This is a genomic window from Planococcus halotolerans (assembly GCF_003289955.1).
GTDB classification, from domain to species: domain Bacteria; phylum Bacillota; class Bacilli; order Bacillales_A; family Planococcaceae; genus Planococcus; species Planococcus halotolerans.
In genome coordinates, this window is sequence record NZ_QLZR01000002.1 from 471,174 (window position 1) to 492,205 (window position 21,032).

A 21,032-nucleotide genomic window follows, 5' to 3' on the forward strand; every position below is an offset into this window, starting at 1 on the left:
TAATTTAAAAGTCGAAATCCACCAGGTTTTCTGCGATGTCGTTAAATGAGTCTTCAGATTCTGCAAAGTATTCTTCCCAAGAGTCTTTTGCCCAAATTTCGAATCGATTGGAGACACCCAGAATGATGCATTCCTTTTCCAATTTTGCGTATGATACCAAAGTTGAGGGGATATTGACGCGCCCTTGTTTATCGAGTTCCACTTCTGTGGCCCCCGAGAAAAAGAACCGGGTGAATGCCCGTGCGTCTTTTTTCGTGACAGGAAGTTCTTTCAATTTCTCTTCAATCTTCTGCCACTCATCCATTGTGTAACCAAATAAGCATTGGTCCAGGCCCCTGGTGATGACAAAATTCTCACCAAGCAGTTCACGAAATTTAGCAGGCACGATTAAACGTCCCTTTGAATCAACGCTATGTTGATATTCGCCCATGAACATACCCTTCACCCCACTTATTGTAATTAATGTACCACAATCCCCCACTTCCCACCACTTGTTTTTGAAATATTTCATGAATGTTACAAATTAAAATCTCAAATATGCTTCTTGAGACGAAAAAAAGCCTGCCGCAGCAGACTTTTTCGCTTTAAAAGTATATAATCTTGTGATTTTTGTCATATTTGAAATTCTGGCTTAAAAGTTGGCCAACAAGGTCCAAACCATACTCGTTCAAATAAGGGAATGGATTATAAATTCTTTCCTGCAACGAGCCGTTCGGCAGCAGTTCGTTTTCAATCAGATCAAAATGTCCGAACTGAACACTATTTTGCAAAATCACTTCATCCTCCAGTTTAGTCTTGAGGAAATCGAGTTGCTTCAAATGAAACTGCAGATTTTTTTCAACGAGTGGGGCCAATCCATTGCTGACATCTGCAATTTTCTTCTTAATCAAACTGTAATCATCCTGAATCTTGGCTTCCAGCTCATCTATCAAGTTCTCAGCGTCTTTTTCCCTGACAGCATCGAGCAGATCTGCTTTTAATACCTGGCTCTTCCGTTCGATTACCACATCTTCAAAATCCAAACCGTATTTCTCCAGGAGCATCTGCACTTTTCGGTTGACCAGTGTCATTCCCAGACGCGGCATAATGACCGGCATTTCCATTCCAAGAATTTCAAATGCTTTTTTAAACAAGCTCCAATAAGCGATTTCCCCTGGGCCCCCGACGAATGCAAGAACCGGGAAAACCATCTCCTGCATCAATGGGCGTGTCACCACATTATTGCTGAGCACTTCAGGCTCCTGTTCTGCAATTTTTAACAACTCTTCTTTACTGAAGCGGACTTTGCCATTATTGCCGGTAAAATCATCGCCTTCACGCTTCAGCAGGATGCGTTCACCTTTGACTGTGATAAAAATATGGGCGGCATCTTCTTCAGCCTCCAAGGGGGCGGTATAACCTGCAGCTACCAGCTCCTGCTCTGTGTCGTAAACTTCTTTTGCAATGGCTGGAGATAAACTGATAAGGCGTTTAAAATATTCCGATTCATATGTTCTCAATGCAGGATTGGCTGCATCGATAAGCAGAAGGCCTTCTTCATTAAAGAAGTAATTCAGCAACGAAGAAAAGAATTCAGTATACGTTTCCGTTGTTTCGAGGAAACCAAACACTAACTCCTGTAACTCTTTCGAATGCGCCGTCTCTGGCAGGCTCCTGAAATATTCTTTCAGGAAATCATTGATTTTCTCTTTATTCAATAGAGCCGTGGAAGCTGTTTTCTTGCCATACTCCATATGGGGAAAATTCAGCTTTTCAACCCGGCCGTTAATTTCACGATATAAGTGGCTGACTTCAGCCAAATCATGGTCTTCGCCGGCAATCCAGAAAACCGGCACCACGTTGGTGTTCAACTGTTCTTTTGCCTGCTTTGCAAGTACAATCGTGGAAATTGCTTTGTGTATCGTATACAGCGGTCCAGTCAACAAGCCCGCCTGCTGACCGGTTATAACCACAGATGCTCCTTCCTGGAATTCCTGCAGGTTCTGTTCAGCCTTTTCGGAAATTCCATAAGGTTCCATATAATTGCGGATAACAGAACTAAGCTGGCGACGATCAACATGATGCTCCCGAAGCGTCTGTTGTCTGCTTTCAAATGAAGCCAGGTCCGGTTTATAAGAAAAATAACGGCTCAGATCTTCTTCACCGTTTATGTAATCATTCATTAAGCTGCTTGAAGGTGGTACAAATTGCTCCATTAATTTCATCTTGCGAATCCCCTTTTCCATTACATACCACCTACTATATCAGACACAGCAGTGCTTGAAAAAAAATCAGCCTGATAAAAAGAAAAGCGCAAGCGCCCGTTCAGCTAAGAGTTGGGCGAAGGGAGTTCGACCGACTCTTTGCGACGAAGCTAGCGCAGCGATGCAGGAGCACCATAAGTTCAAGTGAACCAGCAGTGGAAATATCAGCCGCACAGCCAAAGTGGCTTATGACCCGAAGAGCTGGGCCGCTGGAGTCTGGACATAGAAACACCATCTCCTAGAAATCCACATACTATAATAGTTAAACTTTCTTATTATAATAAAAGACATCGACGCTTGCATCAGGCGAAACTGATGACCGTCAATGCCAAACCTGTTGCCCATATAAGGATGTAGCTTACTGACAGCAAGAGAAAATACAATCGCCAGGTCTTTCTGATATACTTCAGCACTTCAATTTCCTTTGACTTCTTCCACTCGATTACCAGCAAAAAAATAGCGATAAGTATTGCTGTTACAGCTACAGCGAATGAAATTTCCAGTCCCCATAACGATTCGACTGAAACCGGAACAGAGATGAACAGCAAAAATGTGGTCAAATCAGCAGAAAAGCCGATCGACCTTCTTTTCAACTTTTTGCGGCTGAGCAACACAAACATTATAAATGCAAGAAACGGGGCAAAGATGAAAATTGCACCAATTGTATGGAGGAAAGTCATCACTCTTTTTCAGCCGCCTTCAATAAATGATAGAATGTCTGTAAAATTGGCAAGGCATAGGGAGAACGCCTGATGGTATACAACAGAATGGTGTCTACTTCCAATTGGCGGCCAGCAAGTTTATCGGCTAGCATTGAAGAAGTATTTTCAGCTGTCGAGGCACATAAAGCTGTAACCTGCTCAAAGGGCAGCAGTGTTTCGATTTCCGGAAACGCTGAATATAATTCAGTATAAACATTCTTCAGCAATTCGTAGGCATGGGGATTACTCAGTAATTCCCCGTTCTTTAAAGATAAAAGGGCCGTAAGAGGATTAATCATCGTGTTCAGCAATACTTTTCGGAACAGCATTTGGTCAGCATCTTTATGCCATTCGGCTTTTACTCCATTTATATTGAGTAAAGGAAGGAAACGTTTTTCATCTCCGCTTAATAAGGCGAACTTGAATATGCCCTTGCCGGTATGCCTGACTTCTGTTTCGGATATTTTCAATGCGCCATGTTCCACAATACCGGCGGCAATATTCTGTTGCGGCAAATTTCTGATCAGTTCAATGTGCATCATGCCGTTTTGCATGAAGACAAGCGGATTATCCAAACAACAACTTTTAAGCTTTTTGATGATATCCGGCAAATGGCTGTATTTTACCGCTACCAATATGAAGGCATTGGGAGGTATACGGTCCCATTCCGAGGATGCCTCGACAAAATGAACTTCCCCATCCCTCTTGATGCCGTTAGCATTGATCTTTTCTGCCTGTTCAGGTCTCCTCGTAATCAATTGCACACTGCACCCTGCCTCTTTCAACAGCGAAGCTGTGAGCATCCCCACTGCCCCTGCCCCTATAACAGCAAAATTCATGATTGTCCCCCCACCAGCGAAATCTGTCCTTTTTAAAAAGAAGCCTGCCTATATGGCAGACTTCACTTTCATATACTCCATTATACAGGAGTGATTGCGTGTTTTCGATAAGGCATAGGTAAATCTTTTGTTTCATAAATCGACAGTCTTTGCGCCAGCACTTGGCGGAGATCGGATGGAGCTACGATTTCATCGACGATGAGTTCGGAAGCCAAACGGTAGATGTCGATCTCTTCTTTGTATTCCTGATGTTTTTCCTGAACATATTTCAAGCGTTCTTTCGGATCTTCAATCGCTTCGATTTTATTCGAATAAACCGCGTTGACCGCAGCTTCAGGTCCCATTACGGCAATCTGTGCTGTAGGCAATGCGATACAGACATCCGGTTCAAATGCCGGGCCAGCCATTGCATACAAGCCTGCTCCGTAAGCCTTACGGACGATAACGGAAATCTTCGGCACAGTAGCCGAACTCATTGCAGCGATAAATTTAGCGCCGTGACGGATAATCCCCGCACGTTCGACTTTTGTTCCGATCATGAAGCCGGGCACATCAGCAAGGAATAAAAGAGGAATAGAGAACGCATCACAAAGGTTGATGAATTTCGCTCCTTTATCCGCTGAATCACCGAATAATACGCCGCCCTTCACTTTCGGCTGGTTGGCCAGAATGCCGACAACCTGACCGTCAATGCGGGCAAGCCCTGTAATCAATTCCGGTGCGAAAAGTTTTTTGATATCGAAGAATGAACCTTCATCGATCAGTTGATCGATCAATTCATACATATCAAAAGGCGCATTCTGGTTTTCAGGAATAATCGCTTCCAGCGTACGGCCAGCTTTTGCAGCTTTCGCTTCAATCTTTTCAGGTTTAATCGCGAAATTTGCAGGGAAGTTCGTCAAATAACGGCGGGCTTCTGAAATCGCTTCTTCTTCGGAAGAAACAAGGACGTCGCCTACACCGCTGACTGTGCAATGCATGCGGGCTCCACCCATTTCTTCAAGCGTCACTTTTTCACCGATGACTTTTTCAGCCATACGCGGAGAACCAAGATACATCGAAGCGTTTCCTTCGACCATAATGACGATGTCACAGAAGGCCGGTATGTAGGCTCCGCCTGCAGCCGAAGGTCCGAACAATAAGCAAACCTGCGGCACCATGCCGGACATTCTTACTTGATTGTGGAAAATTTTACCTGCTCCTCTGCGGTTTGGGAACATATCCAATTGATCGGTAATGCGCGCTCCTGCAGAGTCGACCAAATACAGCATCGGAACCTGCATTTTTTCAGCTGTTTCCTGGATGCGGATGATTTTCTCTACTGTGCGGGAACCCCATGACCCCGCTTTTACCGTAGAATCGTTTGCCATGACGCAAACCGTCTGACCGTTGACTTTACCGATTGCGGTTACAACGCCATCAGCCGGAAGGCCTTCAGCTTCCACATTGGCGAAACGGCCATCTTCAGCATAATTTTCATCATCGAATAGTAATTTCAAACGATCACGGACGAAAAGTTTATTGCTTTCTTTCATCTTTTCATGGTATTTCGGCAATCCGCCAGCAAATATTTTTGCCAGCTTTTCTTCAAGACGTTCATTATACCCCGTTGTTTCAGTAGTTTTAGTCATTTTGCCTGCCCCCTTTGCTGGTAGAACACGATTATTCCGCTAATGTTACTAATGTGTCGCCTTCGTTGACGAAGCCGCCCACTTCCACATTCACTTTTTCAACAGATCCTGCAAACTCGGCTTCAACAGGAATTTCCATTTTCATGGATTCGATTGTCAAAATTGCCTGGCCAGCTGTTACTGCGTCGCCTTCTCCTACTAAAACATTTAATACTGTACCTGCCATTGTCGCTTTTAATTCTTTCATACTGTTTTTTCCTCCTTCGATTTTTCCATCCATTGTGGCAATACAGCTGTCGCGTATTCCCCTGAGATGAATTCCTGTGATTCGATGAATTCCTTAAATAAGGGAATATTCGTTTTTACCCCATCAATTGTAGCATGATTAAAAAATTTCTGTGATTTCGATAATGCATCCATCCGGTCTGTCCCAGTGATAATCACTTTAGAAATCATCGGGTCATAAAATGGTGTGACGGCATTTCCTTGTTCATAGCCGGTTTCAATTCGGGCACCTTCGCCCCACTCGATTTTCTCCAGCTTGCCCGGTGATGGGAAGAAGGTTTTTGGATCTTCCGCATAAATGCGGTATTCGATTGCATGGCCTTTTGTAGTAATCTCATCCTGAGCCGGCAGCTTGCCGCCTCTTGCCACATCAATCTGCCATTCAACCAGGTCAAGTCCTGTCACTTCTTCCGTAACCGGATGCTCCACCTGCAAACGAGTATTCATCTCAAGGAAGTAAAACTCATTAGACTGATCGACGATGAATTCGACTGTTCCGGCATTGCTGTAACCTACCGCTTCACCCGCACGGATTGCGGCTTCACACAATCGTTCGCGCACATCCTGCGGAAGATGAGGCGATGGTGACTCTTCAATCACTTTTTGGTTGCGGCGCTGCACGGAACAATTGCGTTCGTATAAATGAACGATATTGCCATGAGAATCCCCGAATATCTGGACTTCGATATGGCGGGCATCCGAAATGAATTTCTCCAGATACACTACATCGTTGCCAAAATAAGCTTTTGCACGGTTTTTGACGGAATCAAATTGCTGACTGAGCGCTTGCTCACTTTCACAGCGCACCATTCCGATGCCGCCTCCGCCTCCGCTTGCTTTCAGCATCAACGGGTAGCCGATTTTACTTGCTTCTTCAATTGCTTCATCAAGTGAAGCTACGCCTTCTTCCGTTCCAGGAACAACTGGAACTCCAGCTTTGATCATCGCACGGCGGGATTCGATTTTGTCTCCCATCATATCAATGATGCCGCTGTCCGGACCGATAAAGATCAATCCAGCTTCCTGAACTTTGCGGGCAAATCCAGCGTTTTCGGATAATAGGCCATAACCTGGATGAATTGCATCCGCATTATGTTTTTTAGCCGTTTCAATGATTTTTTCTGCCTGTAAATATGACTGCACCACCGGATTCGGACCGATCAGCACAGCTTCCGTTGCTTCACTTACATAAGGCAGATCCCCATCTGCCTCAGAATGGATAGCAATCGTTTCGATACCGAGGCGTTCGCATGTACGAATAATGCGTCGTGCAATTTCTCCCCGGTTCGCAATCAGGATTTTTTTCATATTTGAAATACCCCCTATGTTTTCTCCCTTCTATAGCATATATGAAGTTTGTAAGCGATTTCAACTATTGGCTGAAAAAATTTCTGAATATACGGGCATCGAACATCCTCATATATCAGTAACAGCTTAATTTATTATTGTTAAAATTAAACAAATAAAAACCTGCCACTCAGTAAGCAGCAGGTTCGGTCAGTGTTACTTTTTGGATTTTTCGAGGAATCTCGCTACAGCTTCATGATGGGCTGTGCTTGCCCATAACTGGGCACAGCGACGGATTTCAGCTTCCACACGTTCCTTAAGGTTCGATGCGCGCCAGTTTCTGACCGCCATTTCCTTATAGGCGCGATGCACTTCAGGAAGTACATTGCGGAATGACGCGATAAAATCTTCTATATCTCCGTCTTCCCGGATAATGGCAGTTGCCCAGCCGTTTTCCAGCAGTTCTTCTGCCGTATAAAGGCGGGCCTCGCTGAGCATCTTCAAAGCACGGTCATGCTGAAGCGCTTCAAAAAGATAGGTTCCGCCTCCCCAGCCGCTGGTGATCGCCAGTGTGCCTTGGATAAAGCCAGCTTTCACATGACCTCGGACGAGCCGGTAATCGCAGGCTGTTGCTATTTCACAACCTCCTCCGACTGCTGTTCCGTTGACAAGAGCCGCGACAGGCACTGGCAATGTCTTGATCTTGTATAGCACGTCGCCCATCCGTTTAAGCATGGGATAGGCTTGTTCTTCTGTCTCCAAAGCGTGAAAAACCGACAAATCTCCTCCGGAGCAGAATGCTTTTTCACCGGCAGCTGTAATGATGACCAGACGCGGCAACTCTGTTGATGCCCGTTCAATCAATTCTTCCAAACCTTCCATCACTTCCGCGTTTATTGCATTGCGGATTTCCGGCCGGTCGATTGTAAATGTCATAATACCTTCGGCTGTTTCGATTTTATAGGCCATTCTGATTCACCTCGTGAGTGTGAGTATGTAAGTTGAGTTAATTACTTATAGATAACCGATATTCCGCAAAACAGCTCCGAAGACATTAGCCGAAGCATTCGAGGTTAAGTCTTTGCAGCGATGCAAGAACACGATTATTAGGATGAGCTAATGCAGGAGGTTATGCCCGTCTCCGCTGTTTTACTCCATATCTCTAGAGAGCTTACCAGCGAAGGCGCGCTCCAGGACTGGCCGGAGTAATAAGACGAGTGATCTTCTCGGCTTATTACGGGAGGCTTGTCCAAAGCGACGAAGCGGTATATTTAAATTTTTTCCAATTCGAATAATTAGATATGTACAGAGAAAAAGGCTATCGAGAGCCATGGCCTCTCAATAGCCTTTTAGCAGCAAATACTGTTTTATTTGCTTGCTACAACTTCTTTCCCTTTGTATGATCCACATGCTTTGCAGACGTGGTGAGCCAATTTCGATTCGCCACAGCTTGGGCAAGTTACCATGCCCGGCACGGACAATTTGAAATGCGTACGGCGTTTTCTTTTAACGGTTTTGGACGTTCTTCTGAACGGTACAGCCATTGGTGACACCTCCTTACAGTGATTCTATTCATCTGACTGATCGAAATACTTTGCTAAATCAGCAAGTCTTGGATCCGGTTTTGGTTGTGCTTCTTCTTTCTCCGCCTGAACTTCTTCGTCTGTCGAATAAGACCATTCTTCGCCGCCTTTAATAACGGCTTGATCGGCATCTTCCTTGAAGACCTGCATCGGTATTTCCAGAAGGATAAGTTCTTCGAGGACCGGCTGGAAATCAATCGTTTCCGTATCGACCGCGTGAACATTATCGTCTGTATCCCCTAGGCCGTGTTCCGACCAATCAAAGATTTCAACCGATTCAATATCTACAGGAAACTCGACATCTTCCCAAGTTCGTGCGCAAGGCAATATGAGCATGCCTTTGAGTTGAAGCTGGCACGTGAGTTGTTGCGAACCAATTGTGCAATGTCCTGTGACGTGGATGGGTGAAATATCACGAATATCGCTATTGCGTTTTTTCACTTCATCAAGATTGACCATCTGGTCGATCTTCATCCCGTCTCTGCGATGCTTTTGAAGCTGTTGAATCGCTATTTTCATAAGTAATCACCTCAAGACAACAAAGTTGATTATATAATGAGCAGAAAAAGATGTCAAGAAAAAATCTTGTCACACAATTCCTTACATCGTTATACTTATACTTAAGTTTACCAAAGGAGCTGATCGAATGAAAGCAGCAGGCATTGTAGTCGAATATAACCCGTTTCATAATGGCCATCTCCATCATGCGAGAAGTGCAAAAGAAAGTGCTGGTGCCGACATTCTCGTTGCCGTAATGAGCGGCCAATTTCTCCAGCGCGGCGAACCGGCATTCGCGGATAAATGGAGACGTACGGAAATGGCTCTGGCAAATGGCGTCGACCTTGTCATCGAATTGCCTTATGTCTACGCAACTGCCCAAGCTTCTGATTTTGCGAGAGGCTCCATTACGCTGCTCGAGGCCATCGGCTGTGAAGCTTTTTGTTTCGGAAGCGAACAGGGAGCCATCGAACCTTTCCTGAAATCGCGGCAACTGCTTAATAAAGAAAACCTTGCTTACCAGCAAAGGATCCACGAAGCTGTCCAGTCAGGCATCAGTTACCCTAAAGCGATGAATGAGGCCTACCAGGAAGTTACAGGCGGGCAGGAAGGCTTTGCCGACCTTACAAAGCCCAATAATATTCTGGGCTACCATTACATAGAAGCGGCAGAGCGAATATCATCTTCCATGCAGCCGTTGACTGTCCAGCGAATTGGCGCAAATTACCACGACCCCATTACTGAAGGGTTATCGATTGCCAGTGCGACAGGAATCCGGAAAGCCTTTTTCGAAGGCGGCTCTCTTGAGGAACTTTCCGCTTACCTGCCTGCTTATTCAATCGAAGCACTTCAAAACTTTGCAAAAGAGTATGGGCGCTTTGGCAGCTGGGAAACATTCTACCCAATGTTGCGTTTCACTATTTTAAGGGAGAAACCCGAAAATCTCCGCCAATTTGCGGAAGTGACAGAAGGCATCGAACACCTTATCTATGAAGCTGCACGAAAAGAACAGGATTTCGAAGCTTTTATCGGCCGGATTAAATCCAAACGTTTCACCAGAACCCGCATTCAGCGGATGCTGACTCACATTTTCACCGGCTTTACCTGGGAGATGCTGAAATCCTTCAAGCAGCCGTCTTATTTGCGATTGCTCGGCATGACACAGGCCGGCCGCCAGTATCTGAATGCACAAAAAAAGAATATCAGCCTGCCCATTATCAGCCGCGCCGCCGATTTGGCGGACAACAGAATGGGCAAAATTGATATTCAAGCCAGCAGCCTATATCTGCTGGGTCTTGGCAGCAGTAATCTAAAAAAAGAATTTACAACACCGCCGATTTATTTCGGTTGAAGCTGTTCCAGATAGTCAAGTGCATCCTGCAGCGTTTTAACCGGCACGATTTCCATATCTGTGCCGATTTCTTCTGCAGTTTCTACAGCCACGTCATAATTGCTTTCACCATCTGCTGCGAGCTCATCATCCGGCGCAAAGAATATTTCCATGCCTCCATTGTCAGCTGCAATCACTTTCTGGTCAATTCCACCGATGCGCCCCACTTCTCCTTCGCTTTCCATGGTTCCTGTACCGGCTACATCATAACCTTGGGTGATATCTTCCTCAAGCAGCTGGTTGATGATCTCCAGAGTGAACATCAGGCCGGCTGAAGGGCCTCCAATTTCCTCGGAATCAATAGAAACTTTTGGATCGGTGATAATCGTTTTATCTTCGACAAATGAAATTCCAAGTCCAGCACGCTCAGGATCAGTCGGCAGCGGCGCCAAAGTAATGGTTTCGATTACTTCCCTGTCATTCCGTTCAATCACCAGTTCCACAGTGTCCCCGACTTGTTTTTCAGCCAGATAATCGATAAAGTCCTGCTGACTTTCAAAATTATTGCCGTCTATTGACAGTACCCGGTCACCCGGTTTCAGAATATCATCAGCCGCTCCGCCTTCCAGGACGTTCAAAACGAAAACACCTGCCGTTTCGACTTCATAAGGCATATCGGCAGTTTCAAATGCCGCTTTCAATGCGTTAACCTGTGAATCCGACATCAATTTCAGCTGGCGGATATTATATTCCTCTTCAGATTCATGCGGACTGCGCACCTGCTCGGGCTGCAGCACTTTATAGCCTTCCTGGAATTGCGCATACACATAGAGCGCAGGAGTGGCATTCAGCATCGATACCGTCATTAAACTGAAACTTCCCTCGTCATCTTCATCGCCGTTTTCGACTTCTACAAGCGGCGACAATTCATAGGCGCTTCCCGGACGCGTTATGTAACTGTCCATCCGGTAAAAGGAAATAAAGACAGCTGCTGCGATTACAATTAAATAAAAGACCGTTCGTTTGTTTTTCATCGGCTAACCCTCTCTATTCAAAAAAGAATAACAAAAAAGCCACGAGAACCGTGACTTAATCGAATTTTTTCTTCAAGGCTTTTTCAACAGCTTCAGGTACCAATCCGGAAATATTGCCGCTGTATTTGGCAACTTCCTTAACAATGCTCGAGCTGAGGAATGAGTATTGATTGTTCGATACCATAAATAATGTTTCGATGTCTTCATTCAAAAAACGGTTCATCGATGTTATCTGCATTTCGTATTCGAAATCCGATACTGCCCGGAGCCCCCGGATAATAGCATTGGCTTTGACTTCCACTGCATAATCGATCAATAAGCCGCCAAAGGAATCCACCGTTACATTCGGAATGGCACTTGTCACTTCAGCGATAAGCGCAATTCTTTCTTCTACATTAAAGAGTGGATTTTTTGAAGAATTATTCATGACAACGACTTTTACTTCATCGAAAATCTTCGATGCTCTTTTAATGATATCCAAATGCCCCATTGTAATAGGATCAAAACTTCCCGGTACTACAGCAACCTTACTCAATAATTTCTCCCTCTTCCCCTATATAGCGATAAATTGAAATGGCGATGCCGCCGTAATTCTCATTTTTAAAACGCTCAAAGTACTTGGTCCGGTTTGCAAGTTCAACCCCTTTTTCATGCTCGCAGACAACGATTGAATCTTCCGTGAGAATACCAGTCTCTGCTGCAAAATCCATCAGGCCGTAAGACTCCGTTATATGGTACGGCGGATCCAAAAACAGCAGCCTGGCCTGGAAATCATTTTTCTTTAATATCTTGATCGCCCGCTTTGCATCGTTGCGATAAACTTCCGCCTGCTGGATAAGTCGAGTTTTTTCAAGATTTGCCCGGATGGTTTCTATGGCTTTGCTGTCTTTATCGATAAATACAGCCTTTTCGATTCCCCGGCTCAACGCTTCAATGCCAAGGCCTCCGCTTCCCGCAAATAAATCCAGTGCATTGCCTCCATCAAAAAATGGGCCGATCATATTAAAAACCGATTCTTTTACTTTATCTGTAGTAGGTCTTGTTGTATTGCCTGGAACCGCCTTTAAAGGCAGCCCTTTGGCCTTGCCTGCAACTACGCGCATGTTTCTGCCTCCCAGTTAATGAAATTATTGATGCAATCCACCTTGTAAATGGTAGAATGGGTACTGGAAAGGACGTGTTAAAATGATCCAGCGTTTTATCGAGCTTGGAGAAGGTTACGGAGATATATACGAACTCCGTGAGTTGATGATGACCAACCGCAGCCGTTTTATGCACGGTTTTGTATTCATCACAAAAGATATGGATGGAAAACCCGTGTTGTCTGTAGCAGCTGCATTCAAACCTGCAGAACAAGGCAATTTTATGCCAATTTATATTTGCCGGGAAGGAATTCCCGAAAATTCAAAACGCCTTGATTTATTTGAAGAAACGGTGAAAGAACTTGGTGGCCTGCCCATCCATATGGATGTTAAGCACTCCAGGGTCTATGCCGACCGCCAATTTTACTTCAGCCATCTTATATCAGTCCTGCGGCTGAATCACTATATCCCGCCGATGCAATGATCAAAGGCCGATTTTATAATCGTATTCCTTTGCTTTGTCGGGTTTAGCGTTTTCATATTCGGTTTTGACGAAAGGCCGCTGGGATTCGAGCACTTGTTTGACATAAGGCAACTTCAGCAGTTTTGCTTTCGTGGATTCAATTACTTCCTGGTCCATATATAAAACGACATATTTCAATTTCCGTGAAATGAAATGAACATGTCCATATTTACGCAATGATTTTGCCTGTTTCAAATGATGCACATAGACAATAAGTCCCTGGCGATCACGCATAGCCATCCCTCTTTTCTTAACTTCTAGAATACCATAGGAAAGAAAAAAGCCGCAACCGCCATTACTGGAACTTTCAGCCATTGCAGCATATTAACTGACATTGCTTTTCAGAATTCGATATAATGAATCTAGCGTCACTATTATGAGGGGGTATTACATAGCCATGGGTAAAAAGACGAAAATAGGCATAGCTGCAGTAGCAGTCGGCGCAGCGGCCTGGGCAGGTTCAAAAGCTTTGGTTACAGCTCAGCCACGCCCTAAAAAAGTTGCACTTGAATACGATCGCCCGATGATTCTTGCTCATCGCGGTGGTTCCCTGTTAGCGCCGGAAAATACGATGGCGGCATTCAAGAAAGCTGCATCGTTCGGCGTAGACGGTTTTGAAATCGATATTCGCCTTACCAGCGATGAAGAACTGATCGTTTTCCACGACGAATTCGTTGATCGCACAACGGATGGAGCCGGTAAAGTATCGGATTTGACTCTCGAAAAACTTCGTACATTTGATCTTGGCTACCATTTCGAAGACCTTGAAGGAGAAAATTCGTATCGCGGAGCGAACGAAAAAGTTGTCACTCTACGCGAATTGCTGGAAGAATTTCCGGAAATGTATATCAACATCGATATGAAAGATTCACCCGAAACTTATGAAGGCAGCCTTATGCCATCGAAACTGTGGCGCCTGATAGAATCTGCAGGGGCAGAAGACCGCGTTGGCGTAACAAGTTTTTACGATGAACAGATTGACCGTTTCAACCTGTACGCACAAAACCGCGTAGCAGTCGGAGCCGGAGAAAACGAAATCAAAAAAGCCTATGCAGCATTCAACAGCCAATTCGGCCATCTGTATAAACCTCGTGCAGACATGCTGCAGATTCCGATCCGCTCTTCTGTGTTCAACCTGGTATCCCCCCGATTTATCGCGTTTTTGGGTGAATTGAATATACCGGTCCATTACTGGACGATCAACGATCCTGAAGCGATGCGCGCGTTAATCGACGCTGGAGCAAAAGGAATCATCACTGACCGCCCTGATTTGGCAGTTGAAATCATTAAAGAAACCGAATGATATTACTCAACAAAAGAAAAAACCGGCGAGAAAAAGCAATGCTTTTTCTCGCCGGTTTTTATGGTTAAGAAAGGATAGAATTCTTAAGTTACCAATGGCTTTCGAGGAGTGGGTTTTTGTCCAGACTCCAGCGGCCCAGCTCTTCGGGTCATAAGCCACTCTGACTGTGCGGCTGGAAAGACGCCGCTTCGCCAGATCGTCTTATGCCTTTCAGAGCTTAACGGGCGCTTGCGCTTTTCTTATGCTGAACAGGAACAGCCGCCGCCTGTGCCACAGCTTCCTCCGCATGAGGAGTCTGAGGAAAAGAACGGATTGCTTGATGGTATTTTTACCGCCTCGGAAACTGAACGGCCAATAATGAAGCTTACCTGATCGATCAGGTCCTGCAATTCATTTTCAGCCAGCCGCAATTCAGCGACTTTCTCGTTGAGATCCAATTTCCGCTTGTCTACACGGATCCGTTTCATGACATCCTTATAATCCGGATGATATTTCCCGAAACGCTGCACCTCTTCATATAATTCTTTTAAACGTGCGAAAGCGGTGATTTCATCCGCCAGCTCTTTATTATCGTAAACAGCATGGTAAGCTTGTCGATATTGCTCAGCCTGCTCAGATTGTAGTATCATTCTACTTAACTCTTCGGCAGAGTCAGCAATTTGAACCCATTCGTAGGTCATGATCACATCTATTACCTCCTCTACGGTTCAATTATATCAAACATACTAATATTTTAATACACAAAGAAAGGGTTGTCAGCATGAAGGATTTACTTGACCAATTTAAAAGAACCGTAGATAACGGTACTCCTGAGGATATTCAGATCCTTTCCCAGTTTCTCGACAACCTGGAAAAGAAACAGTCAGGCGAATTCACTACATATTTAAGTGCTGCACTTGGCATGCAAAGACAGCAGAAAGACGACAGCTGGAGTGTCAGCATACCGAATACACCATTTATCCATAATAATATTGACATCCCCCACGGCGGAATCTTAGCGGTTCTTCTCGATACAGCGATGGGTACCCTGGCCAACAGCAAATGCCCGGAAGGTTTCGGCGCAGTAACGACGAATCTGGCCATCCATTACCTGACGGTCGCCACTGAAGAAACCATCACTGCGGAAGCTGAAATTATCCGTCAAGGCCGCCATACGATGGTCATTGAAGGAAATATATACGAAACCGGCGGAAAGCATATCGCCACATCCACCGGTTCATTCTTCATCGTTCCCAAGCCTTAATGGGATCTATTGTTTTTCCGCTTTTGTCGGCTCCTGCTTTAAAAAGCTTTGGGTATAGTACTTGCCGAAAACGCCTACTCCAATCTGATTGAACTGGCTCGAATATAATGTATCTCTATGATCTTCTGAGTTGATCCAGCCATGGACCGCTTCAGCAGCATCATAATACTGTGAAGCGGTATTTTCTGCAGCCTGTTCATAGACGATTCTGGAATTTTCGAGTCTTTCTTGCAGGCTTTCAACCTCAATTTCCTCCGACGAGAAATTCTGGCGGGCTACATTGCGGCTATGCTTTTCAGCAAGCATTGTGACGGCCGCGTTGACAATCAACGGTTTTTGCTGATGATGCAGGCGGTAGACATTTGTCAGGTCAACAACCTGTTTGGCGTTTGCTTTATCAATGGATGCCTGAAGAGCGGATGAAGGAGTGATTGGAACCAGTAAATTCCCGACATACATCATATCGTAAGGCTGATGGCGGATAAGCGTTTCTGCGTCCATGAACCGAACCGCCTCAAGCATCCCGTCTTCTTCATCAATATACAATTGCGCGTAAATATCTTCAAAACTTACCAGCAGCCGGGTTTCACGGTCTTCGGCACTAAGGCTGAACGTATAAATATTCGTGCCGTATTTTACGGTCACTTCATCTTCAATGATTGTAAAACGGTACAAATCCTCAATTGTTTGTCCAATGCTGTAAGGCGCTGCGTCCGTCGCAGTTCCTGCCGTGTAAACCTGTACTACTTTCTGGTCTTTGACACCGACCATTTTATAGTTGGAATAGGATTGGTTATAAATCCACCATTCATAGCCAAATGCTGATGGCTCAATCCTTGCCGGCTGTCCGTAATCATCAACCCATTCCTCTGAAGATTCTCCGATATAAACGGATATCCCCTCCCCTGGACGTTCTATCGCTAATGGATTTTCAATAATTTCCTGCGCGGGCAGCGGATCTGCTTTTTGTGGAGCTTCCAATATGTCATTCTCATTTATCGACGAGTCAAAGTAAAAAAATGTAATGAGGATGATTGACAGAAATATCATGATACGCAATAAATTCTTCAACCGTCTTCCACCCTCTCCTGCTATTTTCATCAATTATAACAGCCGCCTCTATACTGACACAATCTAGCCATTGCAACAAGCGCGAATTTCATCTATTATTAAAGGAGCATTGAGTCAGTTTTGAGATAGAGGAGGAGATCCTATGTATTTTGAAAATACAGGACTTGAGGACATTCTGGTAGATTTCAATTTGCTCCAGCATATTATGGGCAAACACGGTATGACTAAAGAAGGGCAATGGGATTATGAGCGTGTAACATTCGACCGTAAATTCGATGTTCGTGAAGGACGCTATTACTTGCGCGTATTCGCTTATGCAGTTGATGGCGATATTGATGCAGGCGATGCAACCGTTAAGGTCATGAAACCTGTTATCGGCAAATACTATTATCCATTCGGAGTTGAATACGGCGAAGATGAGCATTTTCCAGAGCACCTTCTGAAAACTTGCGCTGATATTTTAGCGACCATTAAATCCGAATTAAAAGCATTTGAAATCCAAGTCTAGAAAAGTGGCCACGCCTGTTTAAGGGCCGTGATGCACACTGGAAAAAACCGCAGTTCAACATTGAACTGCGGATTTTTTTAAAAAGTTTTCATTTTTTAATGAGGTTGATATAATTACAATATAATGTTTTTGGGAGGTTTATCGTGGCAAAATGGTGGAATAAAAAGATTTTAACCGCAGTACTTGTTATTTCGTTATTAATTTTATTTTCAATATACATAATTCCAATTGCCATACCGCTTATCTTGGCTTTACTGACGGCCATTTTCCTGGAACCATTTGTCGCCTTTATCCAGCAGCGCTTCAAATGGCAGAGGAAATCTGCTGTAATTACTGCCTTTATCGTATTCCTGCTGCTGGTCTCTTTATTTCTCTATTGGACCGTTACATACCTGATAGGCAAACTGATCCAGGTTTCACAAAATATGCCGGAATACATCAACAGCCTGTCTTCTATCTGGGAAGAAATGCAGGACTTCTTCCTGCGCTCATCTGAAGAATTTCCAGTTGAAGTCGTCAATTCATTTGAAACAGAATTGGCCCTTTTTCTTGAAGGAATTCGCGACTGGATACTGACCATCGTCAACTATGACACAGTCACCAATCTTTTAACTGGCATTCCATCTTTCCTCGTCAGTTTTATTGTTTTCCTGATTGCACTGTTCCTGTTCATGCTGGACCTCGACGACCTGAAACGCATCCTGTTCAGCAGATTGAAAGATACAACAGCTGAAAAAGTACAGTTTATGGCTGCACGCTTGAACAATGTCATTTTTGGCTTCCTGAAAGCCCAGTTTCTAGTCAGTGTAATAATCTTCCTTGTTTCGTTGGTAGCTTTGCTGTTTATAGCACCTGAAGTGGCGATTGTCATGTCCCTTATCATATGGATCATAGATTTTATCCCGATTCTTGGCTCTATTATCGTTCTGACACCGTGGTTCATCTATGAATTCATTACTGGCGATGTAGTCCAAGGCACTCAATTGGCTGTGCTGGCACTCGTGCTGTTGATCATTCGCCGGACCGTCGAACCGAAAGTTATGGGATCCCACATTGGCCTGTCTCCACTTGCCACATTGATCGCCATGTTTATCGGTTTACAGTTGATCGGCTTCCTTGGATTCTTTATCGGACCGCTGATCGTCATTCTGTTCACATCAGCCCGTGAAGCAGGCATCATTAAAATAGACTTTAAGGTATAACAATAAAATATTTCCATAGAAAAAGGAGAACCCATTGAGGTTCTCCTTTTCCAGCTTGTTGAGAAAAAGATAAAGATAAATAATCGATATTGCGCAAAACAGCTTCGCTTTCCTTGGGGCTTGCACTGAGCTAACTCGGTCTCGGTCCCCTTCGCCCGAGTGGATCTCAGCACTTCGCTCGAAACAGAGTTGGACAGCCAACTCTGTTTCTACTCCCTTGGGAGTCTCGCTGTTTTGCTCCATATCTTAGAATCGCTTTCTATAAAGAAGTAATCTAACTAGTTTGGTTTTCTGAAAAAGCTATTCATCTGCTTCTACAGATATAACATGTAGCAGCAGGCGGCGAAGGGCAAAGATGCGCTCCTGCATCGCTGTGCTGGCTTCAAGACATAAAAAAAGAGGCAGCGAAATGTTTGAAGAAGTTGAAGTTTCTCGAAAGCCTAAAAAAGGAGAACCCATTGAGGTTCTCCTTTTCTAGTGTCCAGACTCCAGCGGCCCAGCTCTTCGGGTCATAAGCCAACTCAGCTGCCGTGGCAAAAAACGCCACTATGCTGTTCTGTCTAACCCTTTATTGCTCCTGTCTCTGCATCGCTGACGCTAGCTTCGAGACATGAAAGTGCGTTGCATCGCTGCGCTAGCTTCGTCGCAAAGAGATGTCCCAAATTCCATTTGGTTCATCTCTTGCCTTACAGGGCTTAACGGGCGCCTTCGCTTTTTTATTCTCCACCAAGAATTGCTTTAATGACGGAAGTAGTCGGTCCGCCTTTATAGATAACATATAATAGAAGATAAACCATCACACCTGTGATTGCTGTAAAGAACCAGATTACGCTTGTATAAGGCCCGATTTTACGGTGTTTATCCAAACGGTTCTTATATCCCCACCAAATGGTGATGAGTCCCATAACACCACCGGTTGTTGCGAGGGTGATATGGAATATCAGGAAGATTGTGTAGAAGATTTTATATTCTTCCGGTCCACCAAAAGCGGTGTTACCGACAAAAATAGTTCGTGAAGCATAAATGATGAAGAATGTCAGAGCTGAAGCACCTGCTGCAATCATCACCTTTTTATGGGCTTCGATTTTACGTTGCCGGATCAAGTTCCAGCCGATCGCTACCAAAATAGCGCTTAAAACGATAAAGAATGTACTGATAGTTGGCAATAGCGGTAAATCCATCTCATTTAATCCCCTTTTTTGCTTTACCCATTATGTCGGTGATAAGCCATCTCTTTTCGGTCCTGCAATACTTTTGCAGTAATTTCGTCTGCATTGTCGTTTTCATTGCGAAGCCATTCATAAAACACCAGCCAAATGAAAACGGTAAAAACCAATTCCTGAAGAATTTTCATCGTAATCCCGCCAGTCCGCTGGTCTTCAATCAAACTCATTGAAGTAAACAATTCAGGGCCGGACAAATTCAGCTGTGATAAAGTTCCGACTGGCACACAAAGGGCCATCGCCTGGAGCCAGGCGTCTGCATCTGTATAAGTCGCATAAAACGGTGAGCTGCTGAAAATAATCAGTGCACACGCAGGCGTCATCAGCACACTTAATCCAAACAGAAACCCGAGTTTTTTCAAACCATGGAATTTATGCATTCCTTCAAGATTATTGACCACCGGCCACCAGTAGAACATCGCGAAAATGAATAATAGACTGCTGACCACTGCATGAAGCATCATATCCTGTTTAACGAAATCGAACACGAGCGGCAAATGATAGACTGAGAAAAACAATCCGAACAAGATCAGCGCCAGCATCGGCTTAGTGAAGAACATGAACAAAGGTCTAATAACCGGAAGATCGATGAACCATCTCCAAAGCCAAGTTGGTATCCCCATTATCAATAAAGGGGGTGCCAGCAGCAAAAGGAATGCCATCTGAACCATATGCATCGTAAATGTAATGTGTCCCAATAGATCGACTGGCGATCCTTTAATAATATATAACAAGGCCATTCCTGAGACGAACAGCAGCGCTTCTCTTTGTTTTAAAGGTACACTGTCCTTAAACTTACCTCTCCATTTGGTAGTGATTAAAAAATAGAAGAGAGTAATCAAGACGAGGATCCCTAAGTAAAACGGACTCCATAAAGCCTGAAATCCGAAAATACTGATTGGCATGCCTAACATACCTCCTTTTCCTCAAGTACCCCCATTATATAGCGGAAGCCCCCGTATATCAATGAACGAATCATGACATTTCCTGTACGCTTTCTATTTTAAAGTTACTCTGTTTACTCAATTTGTTTCTTCACACTTGGAATGTCCCTTATATTCAGCAAAAAAATCCCCCTTCACATTAAAGTGAAGGGGGATTTACTAATGCTGTTTACCACCAAACGATAGTGACAAGCGCCAGGACCGTAATGAAGGCAACAAACATTCCACTGAACATGAAGAATGCAACTGTTCCGTGGCCTTTATTGCTTAAGTGCATGAAATGATATAGCTGAAGTACTACTTGAACTGCAGCCAATAACAAGATAATCGGAACGATCAGGTAAGCCGAGAATCCAGCTGCCACCATCGTGAATGCAATCAATGTAAGGAAAATCATGATTGCAAACGACGTTAGCTGGTGACGCATTTCAGTGGATCTCTTTTTCTTTAAATATTCGTGCTCAGCGTGTGATCTGATTTTTTCAGGTGTATCGTGTGCCAT

25 protein-coding genes are annotated in these 21,032 nt (G+C 44.4%); 6 read left to right on the forward strand and 19 right to left on the reverse strand.

All coding sequences use genetic code 11. The annotated features are described in order from the left end of the window. Positions 1-4: 4 nt before the first annotated feature. From mraZ to DP120_RS07110, 10 genes are all read right to left on the reverse strand, one after another. On the reverse strand, positions 5-436 hold the full coding sequence (gene mraZ, locus DP120_RS07065) for a division/cell wall cluster transcriptional repressor MraZ (protein WP_084244979.1): 432 nt from the start codon (positions 434-436) through the stop codon (positions 5-7). A gap of 148 nt (positions 437-584) precedes the next feature. After that, entirely contained in the window at positions 585-2,225 is a 1,641-nt protein-coding gene (gene bshC, locus DP120_RS07070) for a bacillithiol biosynthesis cysteine-adding enzyme BshC (protein ID WP_233785852.1), read from the reverse strand. Between the two features lie 320 nt (positions 2,226-2,545). Continuing rightward, a complete protein-coding gene (locus DP120_RS07075) occupies positions 2,546-2,923 on the reverse strand; it encodes a DUF3397 family protein (protein ID WP_112222942.1) in 378 nt (125 codons plus the stop codon). Further along, on the reverse strand, positions 2,923-3,783 hold the full coding sequence (locus tag DP120_RS07080; protein ID WP_112222943.1) for a ketopantoate reductase family protein: 861 nt from the start codon (positions 3,781-3,783) through the stop codon (positions 2,923-2,925). Before DP120_RS07080 ends, DP120_RS07075 begins: the two co-directional genes overlap by 1 nt. Before the next feature lie 80 nt (positions 3,784-3,863). After that, positions 3,864-5,414, reverse strand: a complete 1,551-nt coding sequence (locus tag DP120_RS07085; protein ID WP_112222944.1) for an acyl-CoA carboxylase subunit beta — start codon at positions 5,412-5,414, stop codon at positions 3,864-3,866. Between the two features lie 31 nt (positions 5,415-5,445). Continuing rightward, a complete protein-coding gene (locus tag DP120_RS07090) occupies positions 5,446-5,661 on the reverse strand; it encodes an acyl-CoA carboxylase biotin carboxyl carrier protein subunit (RefSeq protein WP_112222945.1) in 216 nt (71 codons plus the stop codon). Next, complete coding sequence (locus tag DP120_RS07095; RefSeq protein WP_112222946.1) at positions 5,658-7,007, reverse strand: acetyl-CoA carboxylase biotin carboxylase subunit; 1,350 nt, start codon at positions 7,005-7,007, stop codon at positions 5,658-5,660. Before DP120_RS07095 ends, DP120_RS07090 begins: the two co-directional genes overlap by 4 nt. Positions 7,008-7,202: 195 nt before the next feature. Further along, entirely contained in the window at positions 7,203-7,955 is a 753-nt protein-coding gene (locus DP120_RS07100; protein ID WP_112222947.1) for an enoyl-CoA hydratase/isomerase family protein, read from the reverse strand. A 398-nt stretch (positions 7,956-8,353) separates the two neighbouring features. After that, positions 8,354-8,530, reverse strand: a complete 177-nt coding sequence (rpmF, locus tag DP120_RS07105) for a 50S ribosomal protein L32 (RefSeq protein ID WP_033541041.1) — start codon at positions 8,528-8,530, stop codon at positions 8,354-8,356. Between the two features lie 24 nt (positions 8,531-8,554). Beyond that, positions 8,555-9,088 (reverse strand): YceD family protein, encoded by a 534-nt coding sequence (locus DP120_RS07110; RefSeq protein WP_112222948.1) that lies wholly within the window; start codon positions 9,086-9,088, stop codon positions 8,555-8,557. A gap of 127 nt (positions 9,089-9,215) precedes the next feature. Between DP120_RS07110 and DP120_RS07115 the strand changes: the two genes are divergently transcribed. Further along, positions 9,216-10,418 (forward strand): nucleotidyltransferase, encoded by a 1,203-nt coding sequence (locus DP120_RS07115; RefSeq protein WP_112222949.1) that lies wholly within the window; start codon positions 9,216-9,218, stop codon positions 10,416-10,418. On the opposite strand, the gene DP120_RS07120 is transcribed toward DP120_RS07115, so the two are convergent. The 3 genes from DP120_RS07120 to rsmD are packed head-to-tail and all read right to left on the reverse strand — an operon-like array spanning position 10,406 to position 12,534. Beyond that, a complete protein-coding gene (locus DP120_RS07120; protein WP_112222950.1) occupies positions 10,406-11,431 on the reverse strand; it encodes a SepM family pheromone-processing serine protease in 1,026 nt (341 codons plus the stop codon). The two genes, DP120_RS07115 and DP120_RS07120, sit on opposite strands and share 13 nt — an antisense overlap. Before the next feature lie 55 nt (positions 11,432-11,486). Next, the gene (gene coaD / locus DP120_RS07125; protein ID WP_112222951.1) at positions 11,487-11,966 is read right to left on the reverse strand and encodes a pantetheine-phosphate adenylyltransferase; all 480 of its coding nucleotides are present in this window, start codon (positions 11,964-11,966) and stop codon (positions 11,487-11,489) included. After that, positions 11,959-12,534 (reverse strand): 16S rRNA (guanine(966)-N(2))-methyltransferase RsmD, encoded by a 576-nt coding sequence (gene rsmD / locus DP120_RS07130; RefSeq protein WP_112222952.1) that lies wholly within the window; start codon positions 12,532-12,534, stop codon positions 11,959-11,961. The genes coaD and rsmD overlap by 8 nt, the downstream gene beginning before the upstream one ends. A gap of 82 nt (positions 12,535-12,616) precedes the next feature. Between rsmD and DP120_RS07135 the strand changes: the two genes are divergently transcribed. Further along, positions 12,617-12,997, forward strand: coding sequence for a DUF7147 family protein (locus DP120_RS07135; protein ID WP_112222953.1), 381 nt, complete (start codon positions 12,617-12,619; stop codon positions 12,995-12,997). Here the strand turns inward: DP120_RS07135 and DP120_RS07140 are convergent, their stop codons facing one another. Further along, on the reverse strand, positions 12,998-13,270 hold the full coding sequence (locus tag DP120_RS07140) for a YlbG family protein (protein ID WP_112222954.1): 273 nt from the start codon (positions 13,268-13,270) through the stop codon (positions 12,998-13,000). A 163-nt stretch (positions 13,271-13,433) separates the two neighbouring features. On the opposite strand from DP120_RS07140, the gene DP120_RS07145 reads away from it, so the two are divergent. Continuing rightward, on the forward strand, positions 13,434-14,339 hold the full coding sequence (locus tag DP120_RS07145) for a glycerophosphodiester phosphodiesterase family protein (protein WP_112222955.1): 906 nt from the start codon (positions 13,434-13,436) through the stop codon (positions 14,337-14,339). Positions 14,340-14,578: 239 nt separating this feature from the next. On the opposite strand, the gene DP120_RS07150 is transcribed toward DP120_RS07145, so the two are convergent. Further along, a complete protein-coding gene (locus DP120_RS07150) occupies positions 14,579-15,025 on the reverse strand; it encodes a YlbF/YmcA family competence regulator (protein WP_112222956.1) in 447 nt (148 codons plus the stop codon). 74 nt (positions 15,026-15,099) lie between these two features. Here DP120_RS07150 and DP120_RS07155 point away from each other — a divergent pair, with 74 nt between their 5' ends. Next, a complete protein-coding gene (locus DP120_RS07155) occupies positions 15,100-15,582 on the forward strand; it encodes a PaaI family thioesterase (RefSeq protein ID WP_112222957.1) in 483 nt (160 codons plus the stop codon). Positions 15,583-15,588: 6 nt separating this feature from the next. On the opposite strand, the gene DP120_RS07160 is transcribed toward DP120_RS07155, so the two are convergent. Then, entirely contained in the window at positions 15,589-16,653 is a 1,065-nt protein-coding gene (locus DP120_RS07160) for a CAP domain-containing protein (protein WP_112223274.1), read from the reverse strand. Between the two features lie 142 nt (positions 16,654-16,795). Here DP120_RS07160 and DP120_RS07165 point away from each other — a divergent pair, with 142 nt between their 5' ends. Then, positions 16,796-17,161, forward strand: a complete 366-nt coding sequence (locus tag DP120_RS07165; RefSeq protein ID WP_084244941.1) for a YugN family protein — start codon at positions 16,796-16,798, stop codon at positions 17,159-17,161. A gap of 143 nt (positions 17,162-17,304) precedes the next feature. Beyond that, entirely contained in the window at positions 17,305-18,363 is a 1,059-nt protein-coding gene (gene ytvI / locus DP120_RS07170) for a sporulation integral membrane protein YtvI (protein WP_112222958.1), read from the forward strand. A 716-nt stretch (positions 18,364-19,079) separates the two neighbouring features. Here ytvI and DP120_RS07175 read toward each other — a convergent pair. From DP120_RS07175 to ctaF, 3 genes are all read right to left on the reverse strand, one after another. Next, the gene (locus DP120_RS07175; RefSeq protein WP_112222959.1) at positions 19,080-19,544 is read right to left on the reverse strand and encodes a DUF420 domain-containing protein; all 465 of its coding nucleotides are present in this window, start codon (positions 19,542-19,544) and stop codon (positions 19,080-19,082) included. A 23-nt stretch (positions 19,545-19,567) separates the two neighbouring features. Continuing rightward, entirely contained in the window at positions 19,568-20,491 is a 924-nt protein-coding gene (ctaG, locus tag DP120_RS07180; protein WP_112222960.1) for a cytochrome c oxidase assembly factor CtaG, read from the reverse strand. Positions 20,492-20,699: 208 nt separating this feature from the next. Next, entirely contained in the window at positions 20,700-21,032 is a 333-nt protein-coding gene (gene ctaF, locus DP120_RS07185; RefSeq protein WP_112222961.1) for a cytochrome c oxidase subunit IVB, read from the reverse strand.